24 protein-coding genes are annotated in these 23,764 nt (G+C 70.7%); 15 read left to right on the forward strand and 9 right to left on the reverse strand.

Going from position 1 to position 23,764, the window contains the following annotated elements:
- Positions 1-6 precede the first annotated feature (6 nt).
- Positions 7-813 carry a sulfurtransferase gene (locus tag AB0H54_RS28755; RefSeq protein ID WP_357349734.1) on the reverse strand — a complete coding sequence of 269 codons (807 nt, stop codon included), beginning with the start codon at positions 811-813 and terminating at the stop codon, positions 7-9.
- 340 nt (positions 814-1,153) lie between these two features.
- Here AB0H54_RS28755 and AB0H54_RS28760 point away from each other — a divergent pair, with 340 nt between their 5' ends.
- A complete protein-coding gene (locus tag AB0H54_RS28760) occupies positions 1,154-2,359 on the forward strand; it encodes a benzoate/H(+) symporter BenE family transporter (protein ID WP_357349527.1) in 1,206 nt (401 codons plus the stop codon).
- Here the strand turns inward: AB0H54_RS28760 and AB0H54_RS28765 are convergent, their stop codons facing one another.
- Together AB0H54_RS28765 and AB0H54_RS28770 are read right to left on the reverse strand one after the other, a co-directional pair.
- Complete coding sequence (locus AB0H54_RS28765; RefSeq protein WP_357349529.1) at positions 2,360-2,653, reverse strand: HigA family addiction module antitoxin; 294 nt, start codon at positions 2,651-2,653, stop codon at positions 2,360-2,362.
- Positions 2,654-2,737: 84 nt separating this feature from the next.
- Positions 2,738-3,232: an Lrp/AsnC family transcriptional regulator gene (locus tag AB0H54_RS28770; protein ID WP_357349531.1), complete on the reverse strand. Its 495-nt coding sequence runs from the start codon at positions 3,230-3,232 to the stop codon at positions 2,738-2,740.
- A gap of 170 nt (positions 3,233-3,402) precedes the next feature.
- On the opposite strand from AB0H54_RS28770, the gene pdhA reads away from it, so the two are divergent.
- From pdhA to AB0H54_RS28805, 7 genes are all read left to right on the forward strand, one after another.
- Positions 3,403-4,485, forward strand: a complete 1,083-nt coding sequence (pdhA, locus tag AB0H54_RS28775; RefSeq protein ID WP_357349532.1) for a pyruvate dehydrogenase (acetyl-transferring) E1 component subunit alpha — start codon at positions 3,403-3,405, stop codon at positions 4,483-4,485.
- Positions 4,482-5,456 (forward strand): alpha-ketoacid dehydrogenase subunit beta, encoded by a 975-nt coding sequence (locus tag AB0H54_RS28780; protein WP_357349534.1) that lies wholly within the window; start codon positions 4,482-4,484, stop codon positions 5,454-5,456. The genes pdhA and AB0H54_RS28780 overlap by 4 nt, the downstream gene beginning before the upstream one ends.
- Before the next feature lie 15 nt (positions 5,457-5,471).
- Positions 5,472-6,803: a dihydrolipoamide acetyltransferase family protein gene (locus AB0H54_RS28785; protein WP_357349536.1), complete on the forward strand. Its 1,332-nt coding sequence runs from the start codon at positions 5,472-5,474 to the stop codon at positions 6,801-6,803.
- A gap of 76 nt (positions 6,804-6,879) precedes the next feature.
- A complete protein-coding gene (locus AB0H54_RS28790) occupies positions 6,880-8,244 on the forward strand; it encodes a nucleobase:cation symporter-2 family protein (protein WP_357349537.1) in 1,365 nt (454 codons plus the stop codon).
- A gap of 84 nt (positions 8,245-8,328) precedes the next feature.
- Positions 8,329-8,895 carry an antibiotic biosynthesis monooxygenase gene (locus AB0H54_RS28795; RefSeq protein WP_357349539.1) on the forward strand — a complete coding sequence of 189 codons (567 nt, stop codon included), beginning with the start codon at positions 8,329-8,331 and terminating at the stop codon, positions 8,893-8,895.
- Between the two features lie 23 nt (positions 8,896-8,918).
- Positions 8,919-9,722, forward strand: coding sequence for an SDR family oxidoreductase (locus tag AB0H54_RS28800; RefSeq protein WP_357349541.1), 804 nt, complete (start codon positions 8,919-8,921; stop codon positions 9,720-9,722).
- Between the two features lie 124 nt (positions 9,723-9,846).
- On the forward strand, positions 9,847-10,065 hold the full coding sequence (locus tag AB0H54_RS28805) for a hypothetical protein (RefSeq protein ID WP_355283449.1): 219 nt from the start codon (positions 9,847-9,849) through the stop codon (positions 10,063-10,065).
- A 6-nt stretch (positions 10,066-10,071) separates the two neighbouring features.
- On the opposite strand, the gene AB0H54_RS28810 is transcribed toward AB0H54_RS28805, so the two are convergent.
- Both AB0H54_RS28810 and AB0H54_RS28815 read right to left on the reverse strand, forming a co-directional pair.
- Entirely contained in the window at positions 10,072-10,464 is a 393-nt protein-coding gene (locus tag AB0H54_RS28810) for a thioesterase family protein (RefSeq protein WP_355283519.1), read from the reverse strand.
- Positions 10,465-10,514: 50 nt separating this feature from the next.
- Entirely contained in the window at positions 10,515-11,465 is a 951-nt protein-coding gene (locus AB0H54_RS28815) for an AraC family transcriptional regulator (RefSeq protein WP_355283446.1), read from the reverse strand.
- A gap of 81 nt (positions 11,466-11,546) precedes the next feature.
- Between AB0H54_RS28815 and AB0H54_RS28820 the strand changes: the two genes are divergently transcribed.
- Positions 11,547-12,392 (forward strand): NAD(P)H-binding protein, encoded by an 846-nt coding sequence (locus tag AB0H54_RS28820; protein WP_357349543.1) that lies wholly within the window; start codon positions 11,547-11,549, stop codon positions 12,390-12,392.
- A complete protein-coding gene (locus AB0H54_RS28825; RefSeq protein ID WP_357349736.1) occupies positions 12,334-13,809 on the forward strand; it encodes an MFS transporter in 1,476 nt (491 codons plus the stop codon). The genes AB0H54_RS28820 and AB0H54_RS28825 overlap by 59 nt, the downstream gene beginning before the upstream one ends.
- Here AB0H54_RS28825 and AB0H54_RS28830 read toward each other — a convergent pair.
- Positions 13,799-15,499, reverse strand: a complete 1,701-nt coding sequence (locus AB0H54_RS28830) for a nitroreductase family deazaflavin-dependent oxidoreductase (protein WP_357349545.1) — start codon at positions 15,497-15,499, stop codon at positions 13,799-13,801. The genes AB0H54_RS28825 and AB0H54_RS28830 overlap by 11 nt on opposite strands.
- A 106-nt stretch (positions 15,500-15,605) precedes the next feature.
- Between AB0H54_RS28830 and AB0H54_RS28835 the strand changes: the two genes are divergently transcribed.
- A complete protein-coding gene (locus tag AB0H54_RS28835; protein ID WP_357349547.1) occupies positions 15,606-16,169 on the forward strand; it encodes a TetR/AcrR family transcriptional regulator in 564 nt (187 codons plus the stop codon).
- 3 nt (positions 16,170-16,172) lie between these two features.
- Here AB0H54_RS28835 and AB0H54_RS28840 read toward each other — a convergent pair whose 3' ends face one another.
- Positions 16,173-17,327 carry a DUF5925 domain-containing protein gene (locus AB0H54_RS28840; RefSeq protein ID WP_357349549.1) on the reverse strand — a complete coding sequence of 385 codons (1,155 nt, stop codon included), beginning with the start codon at positions 17,325-17,327 and terminating at the stop codon, positions 16,173-16,175.
- A gap of 109 nt (positions 17,328-17,436) precedes the next feature.
- Here AB0H54_RS28840 and AB0H54_RS28845 point away from each other — a divergent pair, with 109 nt between their 5' ends.
- The gene (locus AB0H54_RS28845) at positions 17,437-19,014 is read left to right on the forward strand and encodes an MFS transporter (RefSeq protein ID WP_357349551.1); all 1,578 of its coding nucleotides are present in this window, start codon (positions 17,437-17,439) and stop codon (positions 19,012-19,014) included.
- A gap of 212 nt (positions 19,015-19,226) precedes the next feature.
- Here AB0H54_RS28845 and AB0H54_RS28850 read toward each other — a convergent pair whose 3' ends face one another.
- Together AB0H54_RS28850 and AB0H54_RS28855 are read right to left on the reverse strand one after the other, a co-directional pair.
- Entirely contained in the window at positions 19,227-19,754 is a 528-nt protein-coding gene (locus AB0H54_RS28850; RefSeq protein WP_357349553.1) for a hypothetical protein, read from the reverse strand.
- Positions 19,755-19,895: 141 nt separating this feature from the next.
- Complete coding sequence (locus tag AB0H54_RS28855) at positions 19,896-20,612, reverse strand: hypothetical protein (RefSeq protein WP_355283424.1); 717 nt, start codon at positions 20,610-20,612, stop codon at positions 19,896-19,898.
- A 156-nt stretch (positions 20,613-20,768) separates the two neighbouring features.
- Between AB0H54_RS28855 and AB0H54_RS28860 the strand changes: the two genes are divergently transcribed.
- From AB0H54_RS28860 to AB0H54_RS28870, 3 genes are read left to right on the forward strand one after another with little or no spacing between them, the layout of a single operon-like run.
- A complete protein-coding gene (locus AB0H54_RS28860; RefSeq protein ID WP_357349555.1) occupies positions 20,769-21,767 on the forward strand; it encodes an iron chelate uptake ABC transporter family permease subunit in 999 nt (332 codons plus the stop codon).
- Complete coding sequence (locus tag AB0H54_RS28865; RefSeq protein ID WP_355283418.1) at positions 21,764-22,819, forward strand: iron chelate uptake ABC transporter family permease subunit; 1,056 nt, start codon at positions 21,764-21,766, stop codon at positions 22,817-22,819. Before AB0H54_RS28860 ends, AB0H54_RS28865 begins: the two co-directional genes overlap by 4 nt.
- A 10-nt stretch (positions 22,820-22,829) precedes the next feature.
- Entirely contained in the window at positions 22,830-23,642 is an 813-nt protein-coding gene (locus AB0H54_RS28870) for an ABC transporter ATP-binding protein (RefSeq protein ID WP_357349557.1), read from the forward strand.
- The last annotated feature ends 122 nt before the right edge of the window (positions 23,643-23,764 follow it).

The raw sequence follows: 23,764 nt of genomic DNA on the forward strand, positions 1-23,764 counted from the left end.
GCCGGCTCAGGCGCCCGTGGCGACCGGCCGCTTCGGGTCGTTGGACCACTGCGACCAGGAGCCCGGGTACAGGGTGGCCGGGATGCCCGCGACGGCGAGGGCCGCGACCTGGTGGGCGGCGGTGACGCCGGAGCCGCAGTACACCGCGACCGGGCCCTCGCCGAAGGCGGCGAAGCGGGCGCGCAGGGCGTCGGCGGTGTGGAAACGTCCGGTGGCGTCCAGGTTCTCGGCGGTCGGGGCGCTCACCGCGCCGGGGATGTGCCCGGCCTGCGGGTCGACCGGCTCCACCTCGCCGCGATAGCGTTCGCCCGCGCGGGCGTCCAGGAGCACGCCGGACCAGCCCGCCGCGGCGTCGGCGTCGATCACCGGCAGGCCGCCGGGGCGGACCACCAGGTCACCGGTCTCGGGGTCCGGCTCCGCGCCGGTGGCGAGCGCGCCGTCCGCGGCGGTCCAGGCGGGCAGGCCGCCGTCCAGGATGCGGACGTCCGCGACGCCGGCCCAGCGCAACAGCCACCAGGCCCTGGCCGCGGCCATCCCGCCGGTCGCGTCGTAGACCACCACCGGTTCGCCCTCGCCCAGTCCCCAACTGCGCGCGCACTTCTCGAAGGTGCCCGGATCGGGGAGCGGATGGCGGCCGCGCGCGGGCGCGGGCGCGGCGGCGAGCTCGGTCTCCAGGTCGACGAAGACCGCGCCCGGGATGTGCCCGTCGAGATAGTGCTGCGGGCCGTTCGGATCACCGAGCGCCCACCGCACATCGAGCAGGTGGATCTTCTTGTCCGCCAGTTCTTCCCGGAGTTCTTCCGGGGAGATCAATACCGCGCCCACTGCCACTCCTCACCACGTCGTACCCGCTGAAGCCCCCGCAGTCGCCACCCTACGCAGTGTGGCGGTGCACCGGTGCCGAACCTGCCCGCGACCTCGGCTTGGCGCCGATGGGTCTCGCGTCGGCGCCTGCCTTCTCGCCGGTCGGTCGACGAGGCCGTCGGCGTGCCCAGCCGGTTCGGCGAGGCACCGGCGGCGACGGCCAGGTCCGTCGGCCACATCTGCCGACCACCGGATCGCGAACTGGACCGACGCGGCCGACCTGCCGATCAGGCCACTTTCCCGGTACTGGCAGGCGACAGCGGCGGCCCGGACAGGCAATATCGGCACAATGTCGCAGGTCACCACCACCACGCCGGACGAGCTCAGCGAGCCGAGAGCGGGGATCGCGCAGCCGCTCGGCGCGGGCGCGATCACCGCGCTGGTCGGGTTCACCAGTTCGTTCGCGGTGGTGCTCAGTGGCTTGCGGGCGGTCGGGGCGAGTCCGGCGCAGGCGGCATCCGGGCTGATGATCCTGTGTTTCACGCAGGGCATCGGCATCCTGCTGCTCAGTTTCCGGTACCGGATCCCGATCACGCTGGCCTGGTCGACACCGGGTGCGGCGCTGCTGGCGAGCACCGGGCTGGTGGCGGGCGGCTGGCCCGGCGCGGTGGCGGCGTTCGCGGTGACCGGTGTGCTCGTCGTCATCACCGGGTTGTGGCAGCGGCTCGGGTCGCTGGTGGCGGCGATCCCGGTGCCGATCGCGCAGGCGATGCTCGCCGGTGTGCTCGTCCCGCTGTGCCTGGCGCCGGTGCAGGCGTTGCGCACCTCCCCCGCGGTCGTGGTCCCGGTCATCCTGGTGTGGCTGGTGCTGCAGCGGTACGCGCCGAAGTGGGCGGTGCTGGTCGCCTTCGTCACCGCGGCGGTCGGCACCGGGATCGACATCGCGGTCCGCGACCGTCAGCTCGACCTCGCCGCCATGGTGCCGACGCTGGAATGGACGGCGCCGCACTGGCATTGGCAGGCGATCGTCGGCATCGCGGTGCCGCTCTACATCGTCACGATGGCCTCGCAGAACATTCCCGGCGTCGCGGTGATGCGTTCGTTCGACTACCAGGTGCCGTGGCGCGCGTCGATGCTCGTCACCGGGATCGGCACCATCGCCGGCGCCGCGGCGGGCGGGCACGCGATCAACCTCGCCGCCATCAGCGCCGCCCTGTCGGCCGCCCCCAGCGCGAGCCCCGACCCGAAACGACGCTGGATCGCCGCCGCCACCGCGGGTGGGTCCTACCTGATCCTCGGCCTCGCCTCGGCCGCCCTGGTCACCCTGATCGCCGCCGCCCCGGCGGGCACCCTCGAAACCGTCGCGGGCCTGGCCCTGCTGGCCACCCTCGCCGCCGCCCTCACCGGCGCACTGTCCGACCCCGACCACCGCATGCCCGGCCTGGTCACCTTCCTGGTAGCCGCCTCCGGCACCACCCTATTCGGCATCGGCGGCGCCTTCTGGGCCCTCCTAGCCGGCCTCCTCATCCGCCGCTTCCTCCCGGCCGGCAAGTAGCTACGCGACCCGCAACGGCTGAATCGCCGCCAATGCCTCGCCGATCGCATCGCGCTCGATCTCGAGGTCGTGGCGATTCTGCAGGTTCAACCAGAAGATATCGCTCGTGCCGAAGTACCGGCCGAGTCGCAGAGCGGTGTCGGCCGTGATCCGTCGTTTCCCGTGCACGATCTCGTTGATCCTGCGCGGCGGCACACCGATCGCCACAGCGACCCGGTGCTGGGTGATTCCGAGCGGCTCGATGAAGTCCTCCATCAGGACCTCGCCCGGATGTACCGGCGCCAGCTTGCCCATCTCGTCACCTCCTTCAGTGGTAGCCCATAACGCATGGCGTTAATAACGACATGCGTTATCTTCCTCCCAGTGCACGCGGCGTGATCAGTTCGGGCCGGCGAGGCGGTCGAGGAGGGGGATGGTGCGGGGGCCGACGAGTTCGCGCATGACGAGGGCCATGTTGGTGCGTTCCACGCCGGGGATCTTGAGGATCTGGCCCGCGATGCGGTAGAGGTCGTCGGCGTCGCGGGCGACGATGCGGACGGTGAGGTCGGTGGAGCCGGTCATGCCGCAGACCTCGGTGACCTCGGGGACGTCGGCCAATTCGTCGACGACGGCGTCGAGCTGGTGCTGGTCGACGACCACCGCGACGAAGGCCGCCAGCGGGTAGCCGAGGGCGCGGGGTTCGACGCGCCGTTCGAAGCTGCCGAGGACGCCGCCGCTGTCCCAGCGGGCCAGCCGCGCCTGGACGGTGTTGCGGGACAGGCCGAGGCGGGCGGCCAGTTCGACGCCGGTGGCCCGGGGATTGGCGACCAGCTCGCGCAGCAGCCGGGCGTCGGTGGCGTCGAGAGTCACAGCGTCGGGTTCGCGACTGGTCATACAACGCAGTATGACAGCGCGCGACGGGCCCAGACCGTGCATTCTGCGCACTGCCGTGTCGGTCGCTTGCGCAGTCGGCTTTATCGTGGATGCTGAGTGATACACATCGCACTCAGCGATTGTCGTACTTGCATCGGCCCACAAGGCGCGATGGTGAGGAGGCGATCTCGATGTCGGAGAAACAGACCTACCCGGTCCAGTTGGTACAGCCGGACGGCAGACGGGTGTTCGATCGCGAACACGCCGCACTGGTCGCCGACATCGATGCCGAGCGGTTGCGACAGCTCTATCAGGACCTGGTCGTGACCCGCCGGATCGACGTCGAGGCCACCGCCCTGCAACGGCAGGGACAGCTCGGCCTGTGGCCACCGCTGCTCGGCCAGGAGGCCGCCCAGGTGGGCTCGGCACACGCCCTGCACCCCGACGACTACGTGTTCTGCTCCTACCGCGAGACCGCGGTGGCCTACGTCCGCGGCGTCCCGCCCGAGCAGCTGACCACCCTGTGGCGGGGCGCCGCCCACCACTGCTGGGACCCCGACGCGGTCAACATGACCAACGCCAACATCGTCGTCGGCTCGCAGGGCCTGCACGCCACCGGCTACGCCTACGCCGCCCATCTCGACGGCGCCGACATCGCCACCATCACCTATTTCGGCGACGGCGCGACCAGCCAGGGCGACATCGCCGAAGCGCTCGGCTTCGCCGCCACCTGGAGCGCGCCGGTGGTCTTCTTCTGCCAGAACAACCAGTGGGCGATCAGCGAACCGGTCGCGGTGCAGAGCCATGTGCCGCTGGTGCGCCGGGCCGACGGCTACGGCATCCCGGGCGTGCAGGTCGACGGCAACGACGTGCTGGCCGTGCTGGCCGTCACCCGCCAGGCGGTGGAGCGGGCCCGCACCGGCGGCGGCCCGACCTTCATCGAGGCGATGACCTACCGGATGGGCCCGCACACCACCGCCGACGACCCGTCGCGCTACCGCACCGCCGCCGACACCGAGTACTGGGAACACCGCGACCCGATCGAGCGCATCCGCCTGCTGCTCGACCGCGAGGGCCGGCTCGACCCGGAGTTCGAGCGCCGGGTCGCCGACACCGCCGACGACGTCGCCCGCCGCGTGCGCACCGCGACGCTGGCCATGCCCGACCCCGACCCGGCACGCATGTTCGACAACGTCTACGCGACCGAGCACCCCCTGATCACCGAAGAGGCACAGCAGTTCTCGGCCTACCTCGCCGAAGGAGCGCAGTCATGATCACCACCTTCGCCGCCGCCCTGAACACCGGCCTGCGCCGCGCCATGGAGGACGACGCCAAGGTGGTGCTGCTCGGCGAGGACATCGGCAGGCTCGGCGGCGTGTTCCGGGTGACCGACACCTTGCAGAAGGACTTCGGCGACAACCGCGTCATCGATACCCCGCTGGCCGAATCCGGCATCGTCGGAACGGCTTTCGGGATGGCGCTGCGCGGCTACCGGCCGGTGGTGGAGATCCAGTTCGACGGCTTCGTCTATCCCGCCTTCGACCAGATCGTCTCCCAGGTCGCCAAGATCCACTACCGCACCGGCGGCAAGGTGAAGGCGCCGTTGACGATTCGCATTCCCTTCGGCGGCGGCATCGGCGCGGTGGAGCATCATTCGGAATCGCCGGAGGTGTATTTCGCGCACACGGCGGGTCTGCGGGTGGTCTCGCCGAGCACCCCGGCCGACGCGTATTCGATGATCCGCCAGGCCATCGCGCTGGACGATCCGGTGGTGTTCTTCGAACCGAAGCGTCGCTATTGGGACAAATCCGACGTAGATTTCGACGGCGAACCGGATCTGCCGCTGCACCGGGCCAGGGTGTGCACGCGGGGCGCGGACGCGACCGTCGTCGCCTACGGCGGCACCGTCGCCACCGCGCTGACGGCGGCGAAGATCGCGGCCGAGGAAGGACATTCGCTGGAGGTGATCGATCTGCGCAGCCTTTCACCGATCGACGTCGACACGATCGCCGAATCGGTCGAGAAGACCGGCAGGCTGGTCATCGTGCACGAGGCGCCGGTCTTCGCCGGGCTCGGCGCCGAGATCGCGGCCAGGATCACCGAGCGCTGCTTCTATCACCTCGAGGCGCCGGTGCTGCGCGTCGGAGGCTACGACATCCCCTACCCCCCGGCTAAGCTCGAAAAGCACCACCTGCCCGACCCCGACCGCATTCTGGCGGCGGTCGATCGCTGTCTAGCCGCGTGATGAAAGGTGCCTGGAGTGCCCGAACAAGCCGCCGACGACGGTCATGTTCTCGAATTCCGCCTCCCCGATCTGGGCGAGGGTCTCGCCGACGGTGACCTGGTGTCGTGGGCCGTCGCCGTCGGCGACACGGTGGAACTGAACCAGACCATCGCGGAGGTGGAGACGGCCAAGGCGGTCGTCGCACTGCCGTCGCCGTTCTCCGGGGTGGTGGTGGAGCTGCTGGCGCAGCCGGGCGACACCGTGCCGGTCGGCGCGCCGCTGATCCGGGTGCGCAACGACCTCGAGGTCGCCGCGCCGCCGACGGCGGAGCAGGTCACCCGCAACGACGTCCTGGTCGGCTACGGCCCCGAGGCCGAAGCCACCTCGCGCAGACGCGCCGCCACCCCGGCGGCGGCGATGGCGGCGAGCACGCCGAGCACCCACCGCGCGGCGGCCACGCCCGCGGCCCGCAAGCTGGCCAAGGAACTCGGCATCGATCTGTGGTTCGTCGCGGGCTCGGGGCCGGAGGGCGCGGTCACCGTGGAGGACGTGCGCTCGGCCGTTCCGGTGACGGCGCCGCGCACCCCCGCGCGCGTCGGCGCGGCAACGCCGGCGCCGCTCGACGGACACTCCGGCGACGCCGACGGCGGGCTGATCGCGCCGACCGCGCGCGAGGAGCGCACCCCGATCACCGGCGTCCGCAAGCGCACCGCCGCCGCGATGCAGGCCAGCTCCCGCACCATCCCGCAGGCCAGCACCTTCGTCACCGTCGACTGCACCGCCTCGATGGAACTGCTCGACCACCTGCGCACGACCAAATCCTTCGAGGGCCTCACCCTCACCCCGCTGGCCCTGGTGGCCAAGGCGGTGCTGGCGGCGATCGCGGAATATCCGGGGATCAACGCCGCCTGGGACGAGCAGAACCAGGAGATCGTCACCAAGCACTACGTGAACCTGGGCATCGCGGTGGCGGCCGAGCGCGGCCTGCTGGTGCCCAATCTCAAGGAGGCGCAGTCGCTGAGCCTGCGCGAGCTGTGCCGGGAGATCGGCTGGTCGGCCGAGACCGCCAGGTCGGGCAACGCCACGCCCGCCGATCTGCGCGGCGGCACCTTCACCATCACCAATGTCGGGGTGTTCGGTGTCGACAGCGGCGTGCCGCTGGTGAATCCGGGTGAGGCCGCGATCCTGTGCCTCGGTTCGATCCGCAAGCGGCCGTGGGTGTTCCGCGACGAACTGGCCGTGCGCTGGGTCACCACACTGGGCCTGAGCTTCGATCACCGGATGGTCGACGGCGAGCTCGGCGCCCGCTTCCTCGCGACCACCGCCGGCTTCCTCGAGGACCCGTTGACGCTGCTCAGCCGCGTCTGAGCGATATATCCGACCCGTCACACCGCCGAAACACGACGCCCATCGGCGGTAAAAATGGCGGGCTACAAACGGGGGCATGAGCGAGTTACATCCCGTCGACACCCGGCTGCCGTTCGCGCGGCAGCTGGTGTTCGGCATCCAGCACGTCTTGATCATGTACACGGGATGTATCACCGTGCCGCTGGTGTTCGGCGCGGCGGCGGGCCTCGACCGGTCGACCATCGGACTGCTGATCAGCGCCGACCTGCTGGTCGCCGGGATCATCACGCTGGTGCAGAGCCTCGGTGTCGGCAAGCTGGCGGGCGCGCGCCTGCCGATCGTGTGCGGCGCGACCTTCGTCGGCCTGAACCCGATGATCCTCATCGCCAAGGAGTACGGCCTCGAGGCCGTGTACGGGTCGATGCTGATCGGTGGTGTCGTCGGCGTCGCGCTGGCCTGGCCGTTCGCCCGGGTGGTGCGGTTCTTCCCGCCGCTGGTCACCGGGACCGTGCTGACGGTGGTCGGCGTGTCGCTGATCGGGGTCGCCGGGGGCCTGATCATCGGCACCGACCCGAAGTCGCCGAGTTTCGCCGCGCCCTTGAACATCGGGCTGGCCGCGGTCGTCGTGCTGATCGCGGTCGGCTTCGTCTGCCTCGGGCGCGGGGTGTGGTCGCAGCTCGGCGTGCTCATCGCGCTGGTCGCCGGGATCGCGATCGCGATCCCGATGGGCCTGGTGACGACGAAGGGTATCGGTACCGCCGACTGGATCGGCATCCCGCAGCCGTTCCACTTCGGCGCGCCGCAGTTCCCGGTGACCGCCGTGGTGGCGATGAGCATCGTGATGGCCGTGGTGTTCGCCGAGTCCACCGCCAGCATGCTCGCGATCAGCGAGATCACCGGCAAGCCGATCAGCAAGGGCGATCTGGCCCGCGGCCTGGTCGGCGACGGCCTCTCGGGCGTGCTCGGCGGCGTCTTCACCGCGTTCGTCGACACGATCTTCAACCAGAACGTCGGCGCGGTGGCGGCGACGCGGATCTACAGCCGGTACGTGACCGCGGTGAGCGGCGCGATCCTGGTGGTGCTCGGGCTGGTGCCGCGGATCGGTGAGGTCGTCGCGGCGATCCCGAAGCCGGTGGTCGGCGGGGTCGGGCTGGTGCTGTTCGCGACGGTCGCGGTGGTCGGGGTCAATACGCTGCGTCAGGCCGATCTGCTCGACCGGGTGAACGCGACCATCGCCGCCACCGCGATCGGCATCGGCCTGCTGCCCGAGCTGACCAGCGGCATGTTCACCAAGTTCCCGACCTCGGCGCAGATCCTGCTCGACAGCGGGGTCACGCTGGGCGCGGGTGCCGCGTTCCTGCTGAACCTGATCTTCAATCACACCCGCCTGGGCACCATGGCCCGCGCTGCGATCGCCCCGGCCGCACCGGTGCCACCGCAGCCTGCCGTGGTCACCGGCTGACACCGGGCGCGACACCACGACTCGGCCTATTCTCGACGCAGCGGCATCGCGTCGGGAACGGGCCGAATTCGTCAGGTGGGCACCATGATCGAGATCAGCATCGTCGAGACCTCGGCCGCGCGAGCCGATGCGCTGCGCCCCGCGTGGCGGCCCGATCTGGTGCCTGGCGTCGCCACGGCCGTGCTGCTGCGGGCGATCGCGAAGGGGACCGCGTATCAGCTCGTCTCGGTCGGCGTCGTCGGCGTGGACAACACCACTCCCCTGTTCACGGCGCCGGTCACGGCCGCGACCGGCAGCTACGGGGTGGCCGCCCAGTACACCGCCGAGACGGAGGCGACCGATCCGGGCATCGTCTTCGTCAACGCCTTCGACCTGCCCGTGGCCCGGATCGACGAGTTCATCGGGCACTGGCACACCCGCGCCGGGCTGATGTCGCGCGCGCCCGGATTCCGGGACAACCGCCTGCACCGGGCCATCGACCCCGATGTCCGCTTCCCATTGATCAATATCGCGCACTGGGACGGCGAGCAGGCCTGGCACGCCGCGGGCGCGAACCCCGAGTTCCAGCAGCGGTTGTCGACCGCGCCCGGCTACGCCGTCGCCCATCCCGCGCTGTACACCGTGGTGGCGGAATTTCCCGCCGGACGGTGACGGGCGCCCGCTAGGGTGCGGACATGGAGATCGCAGGCAAGGTCGGCATCGTCACCGGCGCGGGCGGCGGCATCGGCGCCGCGCTCGCGCATCGGCTCGTCGCGGGTGGCGCGCGGGTCGTCGTCGCCGACATCGACGCGGATACCGCGGCGAAGGTCGCGGGTGAGCTGGGCGCGAACGCGGTAGCGGTCGGCGGTGACGTGGCCGACGAGCAGGTGATCGCCGAGCTCATCGCGACCGCGGAACGCGCGTTCGGCCCGGTCGATCTCTACTTCGCGAACGCGGGCATCGGCGGCGGACCCGGCCTGGAGAGCACCGAGGAGCAGTGGGCCGCGGCGCTGGAGGTGAACGTGCTGGCGCATGTGCGCGCCGCGCGGCTGCTGGTCCCCGGCTGGGTCGAACGCGGCGGCGGGTACTTCGTCTCCACCGCGTCGGCGGCCGGGCTGCTCACCCAGATCGGCTCGGCGCCCTACTCGGTGACCAAGCACGCGGCCGTCGGCTTCGCGGAATGGCTCTCGGTCACCTACGGCGACCAGGGTGTCCGGGTGAGCTGCCTGTGCCCGATGGGCGTGGACACCCGGCTGCTCAGCGGCGACCTGATCCCCGACGCGCCGGAGGCGGCCGCGCTGGCGATCAAGGCCGTGACGATGGCGGGCGCGGTGCTCTCGACCGAGGAGGTCGCCGAGACCGTCGTCGAGGCGATGGCCGCCGAGCACTTCCTGATCCTGCCGCACCAGGAGGTGCTGCAGATGTACCGCAACAAGGGCTCCGACTACGACCGGTGGATTTCCGGCATGCGCCGGTTCCAGGCGATGCTGCGCGGGTGAGTTCCGAGATCGGTCGGAACAATTCACCCGAGGTAGCCGCGCGATCGCTCGATCCCTGCCACGATGGTCGGTAGCCGCCGGTCACGATCCGTTGACCGGCGCAGATCTACGCGGAGATCCGGCGATGGCAACACTGGTGTACTTCAAGAAGGTTCGCGACGAAACCACGCAGGTCGAGTACCATTTCGGCCCCAGCCGCGACCAGCTCGATTCCTCGCTCGTGATCGATAAGACCACCTTCTCGGCGCTACCCGGCCCGCCCGGCTACAGTCCGGCGGGCCAGATCATCCTGCGCGCCCGCCGGGCCAGCGAATGGCCCGAAGTCGGCGTCATCGCCTCCTGAGCGCCGCTACTCGGTGACGAGTTCGGCCGCGGCGGTCCGCACGACCTCGGGGATCGCCACCGGTTTGCGGGTGTCGGCGTCGACGTAGACGTGCACGAAATCGCCCGTCGCGGCGAGCTCGAGCCCGGCCTCGGTCTCCTTGAAGATCGCCAGGTCGTAGGTGATGCTCGAGGTGCCGAGGCGGGCGATGCGCAGCCCGACCTTGAGCTGGTCGGGAAAGCTCACCGAGCCGTGGAACCGGCATCCGGTCTGGGCGACGACGCCGAGCGCGGGCAGTTCGGTGATGTCCATGCCGGTGGCACGCATCAGCCAGGCGTTCACCGCGGTGTCGAAGTAGGAGTAGTAGGTCACGTTGTTCACGTGGCCGTACTGGTCGTTGTCGGCCCACCGGGTCGGCATCGGCCACAGGACGGGATAGCTCACGCTGTCATCATGCAGCATGGGCCCGCTCAGGCCGAAGACGACAGCGCGGCGACGTTCCCCTGCCGATGGTCGCGCGGGCTCACCCCGAAGTGCCGTTTGAACGCGGTGCTGAGCGCGAAGGCGCTGCCGTAGCCGACCTGGTGGGCGATGGCCTCGACCGTCGCGTCGGACTCGGCCAGCAGGTCGGCGGCCAGCGACAGCCGCCATTCGGTCAGGAACGTCATGGGTGGCTCGCCGACCAGTTCGGTGAACCGCCGGGCCAGCGCGGCCCTGGACATGCCGACCGCCTCGGCCAGGGCGACCACCGTCCACGGGTGGGCCGGATTGTGCTGGAGCAGGCGCAGGGCCTTGCCGACCAGCGGATCGCTGTAGGCGTGATACCAGGCGGGGGCGTCGTCGCGGGCGAACCAGGCGCGCAGGGCGGCGATCAGGACCAGGTCGAGCAGGCGGTCCAGCACCGCGGTCTGCGCGGGCAGGTCCTTGGTGGCCTCGTCGACGAGCAGATCGAGCAGGCGGGTGTCGAGATCACCGCGCGGCAGCACCGCGACCTGTGGCAGTGCCCGCAGCAGCCGCCTGCTCACCGCGCCGGCGGATTCGTAGGTGCCGGTGACCATCAGCGTCTCGCCGTCGGAATCGGTGCCCCACTGCCGGACACCGAGACTCAGTGTCTCGCACAGGATCTCACCATCGGGGGTGGTGGTGACCTGGCCAGGCTGGATGATGATCTGCGGGTCGGTCGCCGGATCGTCGGCCACCGTATACGGCTGCGGCCCACGGAATATCGCGACATCACCCGCGCCGAGCTGGCGTGGCGGCTGGGAATCGGTACTGACCCAGGCCTTTCCACGGATCATCGCGAGCACCGTCAACGGCGCCTCGTCCTGGATCCGCAGTGACCACGGCGGGTTCAGCAGCGAGCACATCAGGAACGCGCCGCGCGCCCGCGGCCCTTCGAGCAGTCCGGCCAACGCATCCACATCGTCCACAGTAGACGACCGCGCATGTTCGCGAGCGGCACGACGATGTTGCCCGGGGCCGTCGGACGATGTACTTATCTCATGACAAACACCGCTTCCCACCAGCAGCTTTTCCTCGTCACCGGCGGCACCGGCAAGACCGGCAGCCGCGTCGCGGCGCTCCTCGAGGCCGCGGGCCACCCGGTCCGGCTCGGCTCGCGGACCGCCGATATCCCGTTCGACTGGACCGATCGGGCCACCTGGGCCCCCGCCCTCGCCGGTGTCGATTCCGTCTACCTGTCCTACCAGCCGGATCTCGCCGTCCCCGGCGCGCCGGATGTCATCCGCGCGTTCACCGCGGCCGCCAAGGCGGCGGGCGTGAAAACGGTGGTCCTGCTGTCAGGCCGCGGCGAGCCCGAGGCGCGCGAATGCGAAGAGATCGTGGAGAATTCGGGCCTGGCCTGGACCGTGGTGCGCTGCGCCTTCTTCGCGGAGAACTTCAGCGAGGGCGCGTTCCTCCCCGACGTCCTCGCCGGCGCGGTCGCGCTGCCCAACGGCGATGTGCCCGAACCGTTCGCGCACGCCGACGACATCGCCGAGGTCGCCGTGGCCGCGCTCACCGATCCCCGGCACGCGGGCGAGATCTACGAGATCACCGGCGCGCGGGCGCTGACCTTCGCCGAGGCCGTGGGCGAGATCGCCGCCGCCAGTGGCCGCGAGATCGCGTTCATCCCGGCCACCCGCGCGGAATTCGTTGCGGCCCTGAGCGAGTACCAGGTCCCCGACGACGTGATCAGCCTGCTCGACTACCTCTTCGGCACCATTCTCGACGGCCGCAACACCCCGACCGCCGACGGCGTGCAGCGCGCGCTGGGCCGGGCGCCCCGCGATTTCAGCGAGTACGCCAAGGAAACCGCCGCCACCGGGATCTGGACGCCCCAGGAGTGAGCCGGGCGCCCGATCACCACGCGCCGACCGCGGCTGGCGCGTGGTGATCTCGGTCCGCCCGCGGCCGGCATCGGGCGCGGGTACCGTCGAATCGGTGACTCCAGCGACGATCGACCGCGAACTCCGGCTGGCCAGGGCCGCGGTGTTCGGCGTTTTCACGCTCAACGGTTTCCTGCTGGCCATGTGGGTGGTCCACATTCCGGCGATCACCGACCGGACCGGAGTGTCGTCCTCGCTGCTCGGGATGTTCGTGCTGCTGCTGGCGGGGGCCGCGATCGTGGGGATGCGGCTCGCGGGCCCGGCGGCCGACCGGTTCGGCAGCCGCACCCTGGTCGCGGTCGCCGCGACCGCCATCTCGGTGACGGTGCTCGGTCCCGCGCTGGCGACCGGCCCGGTGAGCCTGGCGATCGCGCTGGCCTGTTTCGGACTCGGCAACGGCGCGCTCGACGTCTCGATGAACACCCAGGCGGTGCACGTCGAACGGGCCTATCACCGGCCGATCATGTCGGCGTTCCACGCCATGTTCTCCGGCGGCGGGTTCGCGGGCGCGCTGGTCGGGGCCGCCACCCAGCGCCTCGGCTGGTCACCGCAGCTGACACTGACCATCGCGGGGATCGCCGGCCTCGCCGTCACCGCGGTGCTTGTGCCGCACTTGATTCCGCACCACCGGTCCGATCCCGGCTCGCGGCCGGAGCACTACGACGCCCCGGTCGACGACCCCGACCGGGCGCACCCGGCCGAACCGGTGACCCGCGACGGACGCCCGGATATCGCCCCGCCCGTGCGCGCCGAACCGGCAGGCACCGACGCCACCCGATCGACGATCACGCCGTCGGGCCCGGCCACCGAGCCGAAGCGAGCGCGGCATGCCACCGCGCGCACCCGAAAAGTGCTCTCCCTCGGTGTGATCGCCTTCGTGCTGCTGCTCGCCGAGGGCGTCGCGGCCGACTGGAGTGCCCTCCAGGCCCGCGAGCACCTGGACGTGTCCGAGTCCGACGCCGCGCTCGCGTTCGGCGCCTTCTCCGCGACCATGACCCTGGGCCGCTTCCTGGCCGACCGGGTGAGCGGGGCGATCGGCCCGGTCGCCATCCTGCGCTACGGCAGCCTGCTGGCCGGGGCCGGTTTCGCGGTGGTCATCGCCTCGCCGTGGTTGCCGCTGACCCTGGTGGGCTGGGCGATGTGCGGGCTCGGACTCGCCGGTGGCGTGCCCCAGATCTTCACCGCCGCAGGCAATCTCGGCGGCACCACCGCCGCCACCGACATGTCACGGGTCTTCACCATCGGTTACCTCGGACTGCTCGCCGGGCCCGCCGTGATCGGCTGGCTGACGGCGCTCGTCCCGCTCACCGCGGCGCTGGCGGTGCCGCTCGTGCTGACCCTGGCCTGCGCCGCGCGGGCCGAGGTCGTCAGTCGGTGAAGGTGATCCGGACCGACATCGGCGTGCTCTGCAACGCGCGGAAGGTCGCCGCGGTCAGCCCGGCGAAGACCGGGTTCGGCGCGAAGCTGCGCGCCCGCGCGACGACATCGTCGGCCGGACGCAACTCCGCGATCCCGGTGCGCCACCGATTGCCCTGCCGTACGCGGACTTTCGGTTCGGCACCGATATTGGCCGCCCAGCCCGACCTGGTGCCGTGCTGGCTGATCACCCACGCGCCGGTGTCGTCGAACGACACCGACACCGGGACCACCCTGGCCTGGCCGGACTTGCGGCCGGTCGTCTCCAGGTCGGTCGCGAACGAGGTGCGGATACCGATCCGGCCCAGCGCGCGGACCGTCGGATTGGCGAGATAGCGCCCGACCGCGCGTTCGAACCGGAACTTGCGCAGGGCCGGGTCTTTCGATGGCTGGGTCACGGTCGAACTCCTTCTGCTCCGGAACGCGTCGACACCGTGGTGTTTCAGCATGGCCGCCGCCGTGAGCCACGGCGCGCGGTCGGGATCGGGGTCGGCGCCCGCGCCGAGGCGATGCAGCTGGTCGGTGTGCCACTGCAGGTCGAGGGCGCCTTCGAGACTCTTGACATTGGGCAGCGTCGCCACCCGCGCCGGCAGGCCGAGCGAGATGCTCGGCGAGTGCAGGCGCTCGGTGCGCTGGTGCAGGATCTCGGCGGCCGCGCCGGGATGGACCGCGCTGGGCCGCCCGAGGCCGACCACATCGCACTCCCCCGACTCGACCGCGTCGAGCATGGCGAGGCGGGACCGGAACCCGCCGGTGACGGCCAGCGGCACCGAGCCCGCGGCCGCCCGCACCGACCGCGCGTACTCGAGGAAGTACGCCTCGCGCGCCACGGTGCTCGCCGAGCGGGCCACCGGCCTGCCCATCATGGCGGGCGATTCGTAACTGCCGCCGCTGATCTCGATCAGGTCGAGCCGTTCGGCCGCGAGGCGCCGCACCACCGCGCGCGACTCGTCCTCGGTGAAGCCACCGCGCTGGAAGTCGGCGGAGTTGAGCTTGATCGCGACCGCGAAGGTCGGCGACACCTCGGCCCTGATCGCGCGGACCACCTCCAGCACGAACCGCGAGCGCCGCTCGGGATCGCCGCCCCAGCGATCGTCGCGCTGATTGGCCAGCGGCGAGAGGAACTGTGAGACGAGATAGCCGTGCGCGCCGTGGATCTGCACGCCGTCGAAGCCGGCCCGCTCGGCGATCCGCGCGGTGGTGGCGAAGCGGTGGACGATATCGACGATCTCGGCGTCGGTGAGCGCGCGCGGCGCGGGAATACCGGGCAGGCCGAGGCCGATCGCCGACGGCGCCACCGGCTGCGCCGCGGTCATCAGCGGATTCGCCTGGCGGCCGGGGTGATTGATCTGCATCCAGACCCGGGCGCCCGCCCCGGTCGTATGGGCCGACCAGCGGCGCAGGTCGTCGAGGTGACGCTCGTCCTCGACGACGACATTGCCCGGTTCGCCGAGGTGCCGTCGGTCGACCATGACATTGCCGGTGACCACCAGGCCGAAGCCGCCGGTGCCCCACCGGCGGTAGAGCCGGTCGAGACGTTCGTCCGGCCCGGCCTCCGGATTGCCGAGGCCCTCGCTCAGCGCGGCCTTCATCAGCCGGTTGCCGAGTACCTGGCCGCAGGGCAGGGCGAGCGGGTCGCTCAGGGCTGTCATCGTCGGTTCCTCCACGGATCGCGCCCACTACACCGATCGGTGTACTTGCTCGAACGGTAGTACACCGATCGGTATACTTCAATCGAACCGACCGAAAGGACGTCGAATGGCCGCACGCGACGGACTCGTGCAGAGCGCGATCGATCTGGTCCGCCGCAACGGCGTGACCGGGACCGGCGTCGCGCAGCTGCTCGACCACAGCGGGCTCTCCCGCCGGACGATCTACCTGAACTTCCCCGGCGGCAAATCCGAGCTGATCACCGAGGCCACCCGGGTCGCCGGGCGGGCGATGACCACGCTCATCGAGACGTTCAGCGCGAACGCGAAACCGGAGACGACCATCGCCTCCTTCGCCGACGCGTGGAAACACGTCGTGGAGTCCAGCGACTTCCTGGCCGGCTGCCCGGTCGTCGCCGCGGCGCTGGGCCGCTCGGAATCCCCGTCGGCGGCCGACGCCGCGGGCGAGGCCTTCGCGGACTGGGAGCAGGCCCTGGCGACCAGGCTGCGCGCGGAGAACATCGCCCCCGACACCGCCCGATCGCTGGCGACGACCGTCATCGCCACGATCGAGGGCGCGGTGGTGATGTCACTGGCCAAGCACAGCACCGAGCCACTCGACCGCGTCGGCGCCCATCTCACCGAACTGATCAGGGCGCATACCCCGGCGTGACCGTCACAGGTACATGCCGACCTCGGCCGAATCCTGGGTGACCGACTGGATCTGGATCTCGCCGTCGCGACGGGCGACCAGCTCCGCCAGCGTCGCCCCCGCACGACCGATCGGGTCGCCCGGCGGACAGTCCTGGGCGGCGAGCCAGTCCCTGGCCTCGGCGGGTGAGAGGCGGCCCACCTCGATCTGGGCCAGGCAGCGGCCGGGGCGCACGACCGCCGGGTGCAGGCGGGACAGGTCCTCGTTGGTGGTGACCGCGATCAGCACATTGCGGCCCTGCCCGAGCATGCCGTCGGTGAGGTTGAGCAGGCGCGACAGCTTCTGTCCCGCGGCCTCTTTCGCCTCGCCGCGGATGAGTTCGTCGCAGTCCTCCAGCACGAGCAGGCGCCAGCGGCTGCCGTCGTCACCGTCGGCGCCCGCGGCCACCTCCATGAGATAGCCGGGATTGCTGAACAGTTCTTCGGGATCGACGACGCAGTCCACCTGACACCACGACGACCACGCCCGCGCGAGCGCGCGCAACGCGGTGGTCTTGCCGGTGCCCGGTTCGCCGTGCAGCAGCACGAGCCTGCCCCGGATCTCGGCGACCTCGAGCGCCATCAGCCGATCCATGCTCGCCGCGACCGGCGCGGCGTAGTTGCCGCGGATCTCCGCCCAGGCGGGCGCGCTGATCTGGCGCCGCCTGCGCAACGGCCTGCGGACATCCATGTGCCAGAAGCCCATCTCCACGGTGGCGCCCGCGCCAGGGGGCTGCACGGCGTCGGCCGTGGCGGCGGCCAGCACCTCGACGGCGAGTTCGTCGCTGACCGCGGTCACCTCGACCGTGGCCGACCCGCCCGCCCAGCGCACCGCCCGCAGCGACCAGCCGTCGCCTTCGACCAGCAGGGCGCTGCTGTCGTCGTCGGCGACCGAGCGCACGATCCGCGAGTCCGCCGGGCGCAGTGGCGCGTCGGGCCGCACCCGGTCCAGGTGCGCCTGGCGGGCGAAGGACTGGTCGCCGCGCAGGAACGGCGCGAGCGCCAGCGCGTCGATCGCGTCGCGGGTGGAGTAGGTGGAGTCGATGGCCGCCGACCACGGAAACCGCTCGCCCGGATCGTCCGGCTGACGCGGCGGATCGACGAGCCTGAGCTGTTCGTTACGTGTGGACACCGCGCCCATCCTCGCGGCACCGGCCCGGCAATGTCCAATGACTTCTGGGCCCGCGGATCGGCCGCGACACCGAAAAACGCCTGGCACATGCGGTCGATTCCTCGGTAACGTCGGTGCCGTGACGTCCACGCAGCGCGAGCAGGCCGCAACCGAACCCACCACGACGGCCGGGCTCAAGGAGTGGATCGGGCTGGCGGTGCTCGCCCTGCCGACGCTGCTGATCTCGATGGACCTGAGCGTCCTCTATCTCGCCATCCCGCAGATCAGCGAGGCGCTGCAACCGAGCAGCTCCCAGCTGCTGTGGATCCTCGACATCTACGGCTTCCTGGTCGCCGGCTTCCTCATCACCATGGGCACCGTCGGCGACCGGATCGGCAGGCGCAAGCTGCTGATGATCGGCGCGCTCGCGTTCGGCGTCGCCTCGATCGTCGCCGCCTACTCCACCAGCGCGAACATGCTGATCGGCACCCGGGCGCTGCTCGGTATCGCGGGCGCGACGCTGATGCCGTCGACCCTGGCGCTGATCCGCAACATGTTCCACGACGACCGCCAGCGCACCACCGCGATCAGCGTGTGGATGACCAGCTTCATGATCGGCATGGTGATCGGTCCGCTGGTCGGCGGGGCGATGCTGGAGAACTTCTGGTGGGGCTCGGTGTTCCTGGTCGCGGTGCCCGCGATGGTGCTGCTGCTGGCGACCGGGCCGATCCTGCTGCCCGAGTACAAGGACCCGAACCCCGGCAAGCTCGATGTGCTCAGCGCGCTGCTGTCGCTGCTGTCGGTGATGGCCGTCATCTACGGCATCAAGGAGCTGGCCAAGGACGGCTGGGCGGTCGACGCGCTCGCCGTGCTGGCGGCCGGACTGGTGCTGGGCGCGGTGTTCGTGCTGCGCCAGCGCCGGCTCACCGATCCGCTGATCGACCTGGCGCTGTTCGGCAATGTGCGGTTCAGTGGCTCGCTGGTCGCGCTGATGGTGGCGATGCTCGCCATGGGCGGGCTGTTCCTGCTGCTGTCGCAGTATCTCCAGCTGGTGCTCGGGCTGTCCGCCTTCGAAGCCGGGCTGTGGACCGTGCCGCAGGCCGCGGCGATGGTCGTGGCCGCCGGGGTGGTGAGCGCCCTCGCGCCGCGGGTGCGGCCCGCCTATCTGATGGCGGGCGGTCTGGTGCTCGCGATGGCCGGATACGCGCTGTTCACCCAGCTCTCCGGTGCCGACGATCTCGCGCTGATCGTCACCGGCATGGTGGTGTTCTCGCTCGGCCTGAGCCCGATGTTCGTCCTCGGCCTCGACCTGATCGTCGGTGCGGTGGACCCGGCCCGCGCCGGTGCCGCGTCCGCGATCTCCGAGACCGGCCAGGAACTCTCGGCCGCCCTCGGCGTCGCCGTGATCGGCAGTATCGGCACCGCCGTCTACCGCGGCCAGATGGCCGGCAACCTGCCCACCGGCCTGCCGACGGAGGTCACCCACGCCGCCGAGGACACCCTGGCCGGCGCCCTCCAGGTCGCCGCAGGCCTCCCCGCCGCCCTCGGCGCCGAACTCACCACCGTGGCCCGCCAGGCCTACACCCATGCCCTCCAGGTGAATTCACTCGTCGGCATCGGCCTCACCGCCATCGCCGCCACCCTGGTCCTGGCCCTGCTCCGCCACCTCCCCGCCCCGAACGAAGCGAAGTCCACCCCGGACACCGAGCCCGCCTAGGCCGGATATACCGCGTGGACGTCACCACCGAACAGTTTCCAGTAGAAGGCGTTCATCGTCGCCGCGGTGTCTCCCACCCACGACGACCCGGCCCGCATCCACGAGCTCAGCGAGCTCGAAGTCGTTGCGGGAAGCCAGAAATGCGGCGAGTCTCCCGTGGCGTTTACTCCTGACGGCTGTCATCGCACGATTCTGCTGGGCCGCCGTCGGTTTCAGTACGAGCCGCCGGAAGTCCGGCGCACGTTCGTCGAGGCGAGTTGCGCACGGCATGCCTCCTGGATCTCACGTTCGAGCTGGTCGCGCGGTCGCCCCCAACCCGCTTCCCACTCGTCCGCTAGCTCGTATATCCAGCCGAGCGGCAGGTTCAGGATGCTCGCGTCGTAGTCGGATCGGTGCACGATCTCGTAGACCTTGTCCAGCACCCAGAATTCGGTGGCCCGGTCGGCGGCGAGCATGCGGGCCAGGTCGGTGAAGGCCACCTGGGCCGCGGCCGTGGCCGAGTCGGGGACGGTCGTGGCGCAGTCAGCCAGCGCCGCGGGCAGGATGTCGAGGATCTCGTGGTGCTCGGTGCCGCCCAGACCGGCCAGGTCACGGAGGGATTCACCGTCGTGGCCGTCCACCAGCCAGTACGCGGCCCAGAGCGGGATCCGCTCGGACGGGACCGTGCCGAGCGCTACCCACGCGGCGACCAGTCCCGGGGCGGGGATCTCGCCGGGATCGGAGGTGGACCGGTCACGCATGCCGCCATGATGCCCAACTGGTTCGGCTCGCGGCCAGCGGATTTCGGCCGGTCCCGGAGACGACGGGATCCCGCCCGATGCAGATCGGGCGGGATTCGTCGTCTCGTCGAGTTGTCCCCTCCACGAGCGTTCTCGGTGCGCCTACTTGGCGGGCGCCTGGTTCGGCATCGGGGAGTTGATGGTGGTGAAGTACTGGACCGCGGCCATGATCGCGACGGGGGCGGTGATGAAGATCTGGCCGGCGAGGGTGCCCAGGGCGCCGATGGCCATGATGCCCGCGATGCAACCGACGGCCGCGGCCGGGATGAACGGGCCGAACATGCCGACGATGGTGGCCGAGGCGATGGTGGCGCCCGCGATACCGCCGAGCACGCAGCCGACGGCGCCGCCGCCGAGGCCGCCGACCAGGGTCGCGATGCTGGCGCCCAGGGAGATGGTGCCGGTCATGCGGCTCCAGGCGGCCTGCTCACGGTCGTACTCGCTCTTCCACGGCGCCTTGTCCTCGAAGGGCAGCGCGACCGGCTTGTAGGTGGCGTGCGCCAGGTCGAACTGCGGGGTCAGGGTGGCGGTGCGGCCGGAGATGTCGGCGGCGATCGGGAAGACGAAATCGTCGACACGGAAGGACAGTTCGCTGCCCGCGACCGTGTCGCCGTTCGCCGCCTTGATCTTGAACACGCCGTCCTCGACCACCATCGAGCCCGCGTCGGTCCCGATGATCGTGGCGGTCTCGGTCGTGGTCGCGGTGTAGTTGATCGGCGCGTTCGGATCCGCGGCCGGTGCCGCGTGGCTGGTGCCGGCCGCGATGCCGAGGGCAACGCTGACGGTGGAAGCCAACAGGGCGAACTTGGTGATTTTCACGGGGGTGAGCCTTTCGTGTTCCTCGTGGTGAGCTGCGCGGCGCAGAAGCTGCGGACCGAACGAACCGAGACCATAGCTAGGTAAGCCTCACCTATCAAGACCTTGCTTAGGCTAACCTCCTGTGAGACAGAGTTGGACGCGAGAGAGAAACCCCTGATGAAGAGTCCGCGGTTGTGCGGGTGGTTGCTGGCGGTATTCGTGCTGGTCGCGGCATGTTTGCTCAGCCTGCTCATCGGCACGAAATCGATTCCGGTCGGCGAGGTCTGGCTGGCGTTGACCGGGACCTCCACCACACCCGACCACGTGACGGTGATCGAGTACCGCGTCCCCCGCACCCTGCTGGGCCTGCTCGCGGGTCTGGCACTGGGCGTCGCTGGCTGCTTGATGCAGGGTCTGACCCGGAATCCACTGGCCGATCCCGGCCTGCTCGGCGTCAACGCGGGCGCCGCTTTCGCCATCACCATCGCGGTCGGCCTGCTCGGCGTGAGCGATCTCACATCGTATGTCTGGTTCGGATTCGCCGGTGCGGCACTGGTTTCCATCGTCGTCTATCGGCTCGGCACCGCGGGGCGCACCGGCACCGACCCGGTCCGCCTGACCCTGGCGGGCGTCGCCGCCACCGCCGTGCTCAGCGGACTCACCCGGGGCCTGATCCTGGTGGACCCCAAGGCCTTCGACGAGATGCGCCGCTGGGACTCCGGTTCGCTGGCCGGTCGCGGCTACGAGATCGTCGCGGGCGCGACGCCGTTCATCCTGGTGGGGCTGGTGATCGCCGCGCTGTGCGCGCGTTCGCTCAACGCGGTCGCGCTCGGTGACGATCTGGCGCAGTCGCTGGGCGTGCACGTCTCCCGGACCCGGCTGTGGACCGCGCTCGCCCTGGTGCTGCTGTGCGGCACCGCGACCGCCGCGGTGGGCCCGGTCGCCTTCGTCGGCCTGGCCGTTCCGCACATCGCCCGCTGGCTGGTCGGCCCGGATCAGCGCTGGATCTTCGCGTATTCGCTGGTGCTGGCGCCGATCCTGGTGCTCACCGCGGATGTGCTGGGCCGCCTCATCATCCGTCCCGACGAAGTCCCCGCCGGCCTGATCACCGCGTTCCTCGGCGCGCCGGTGCTGATCTGGCTGGCCCGCCGCGCGAAGGTAGGTGCCGCCGCATGAGCGCCGGAATCGATTTCGGCCGCACCATGCTGGTCGTGCGCCCGCCCAAGCTGGGCATCACCGCCCGGATCGGGGTGCGCACGATCGTGGTGTGCGCCGTGCTGCTGGTGATCTCGTTCGCGACCGCGGTGCTGGCCCTTGGCAGCGGCGACTACCCGATCCCGCCGCTGCGGGTGCTGCGCGCGCTGTTCATCGGCGACGAGCGGTTCGACCGGCTGGTCGTGTGGGACTGGCGGCTGCCGCGCATCCTGCTGGCCCTGGCACTGGGCGCGGCGCTCGGCGTGAGCGGCGCGATCCTGCAATCGGTGACCAGGAACCCGCTGGGCAGTCCCGACATCATCGGCTTCAACACCGGCGCCTACACCGGCGCGCTGATCGTCATCCTGACCCTCGGCGGCGGGAACTTCCAGACCGCGGCAGGCGCGACCATCGGCGGACTCGGCGCCGCGCTGGTGATCCACCTGCTCGCCTTCCGGCACAATGTGACCGGCTTCCGGATGATCATCGTCGGCATCGGCGTGAGCGCCATGCTCGCCTCGGTCAACACCTGGCTGATCATGCGCGCGGACCTGGACGCGGCCATCGCGGCGGCGGCCTGGGGCGCTGGCTCGCTCAACGGATTGTCCTGGCCGCAGGTCGCGCCGACGATGCTGATCCTGGCCGTGCTGGCGTTCGCGCTGATTCCCGCCGCGCCCCGGTTGCAGATCCTCGAACTCGGCGACGACACCGCGCGCGCGTTCGGCCTGAACGTGAGCAAGGCGACCGGCTGGCTGATCGCGCTCAGCGTCGCGTTCACCTCGGTGGCGACGGCGGTGGCCGGGCCGATCGCCTTCGTCGCCCTCGCCGCGCCGCACCTGGCGCGCAAGCTCACCCGCACCCCGTCGATCGCGCTGGTGCCCGCGGCGGTGATGGGCGCGACCCTGCTGATCACCTGCGACTGGATCGCCCAGCACGCGTTCGCGCCGACCACCGTGCCGGTCGGCATCGTCACCGCCTCGGTCGGCGGCCTCTACCTGGCGTATCTGCTGGTCGCCGAAGCGCGACGGAACTAGGGAAAGCGACATGAACGACTCTCACGCCTCGCGACTGCGCGCCGACCGGGTCCGCCTCGGCTACAAGGGCACCACGATCAGCGATCAGCTCTCGGTCGACATCCCCGACGGCGCGTTCACCGTGATCATCGGCCCGAACGCCTGCGGCAAGTCGACCCTGCTGCGCGCGCTGGCCCGGCTGCTCACCCCCGAGTCCGGCACCGTGCTGCTCGACGGCAATCCGATCACCGGCTATCCGGCCAAGGAATTCGCCAGGCAGGTCGGCCTGTTGCCGCAGACCTCGACCGCGCCGGACGGCATCCGGGTCGCCGATCTCGTCGCCCGTGGCCGCTATCCGCACCAGACGCTGCTGCGGCAGTGGTCCACGGCCGACGAGGAGGCGGTGGCGGCGGCGATGGCGGCCACCGGTGTCGCCGAATTGTCGGCGCGACCGGTCGAGGAGCTGTCCGGCGGTCAGCGCCAGCGGGTGTGGATCGCGATGGTGCTCGCCCAGGACACCCCGATCGTGCTGCTCGACGAGCCGACGACCTACCTCGACATCGCCTATCAGATCCAGCTGCTCGACCTGTGCCGGACGTTGAACCGCGAGTCGGGGCGCACGGTCGTGGCGGTGCTGCACGACCTCAATCACGCCTTCCGCTACGCCGATCACCTGATCGCCATGCGCGACGGCCGGATCGTGGCGACCGGCGTACCAACGGAGATCGTCACGGCCGACCTCGTGCACGAGGTGTTCTCGCTGCGCTGCCGGATCGTCGACGACCCGGAAACCGGGACACCGCTGGTGGTTCCGCTGGCCGAGGACGCCGCCCAGGTGCGCTGAGCGCCGCGCGGCGAGATCGTTCGCAGACGTAGCTATTCCACAATAAGTTAGTTTAGGCTAACCTATCTCTTTGTGCCTGGATTCGCCGGATCATCCGGTGGTTCACGGGCGAATGTCAGTGC

The organism is Nocardia sp. NPDC050718 (assembly GCF_040654235.1).
Classification (GTDB): Bacteria; Actinomycetota; Actinomycetes; order Mycobacteriales; family Mycobacteriaceae; genus Nocardia.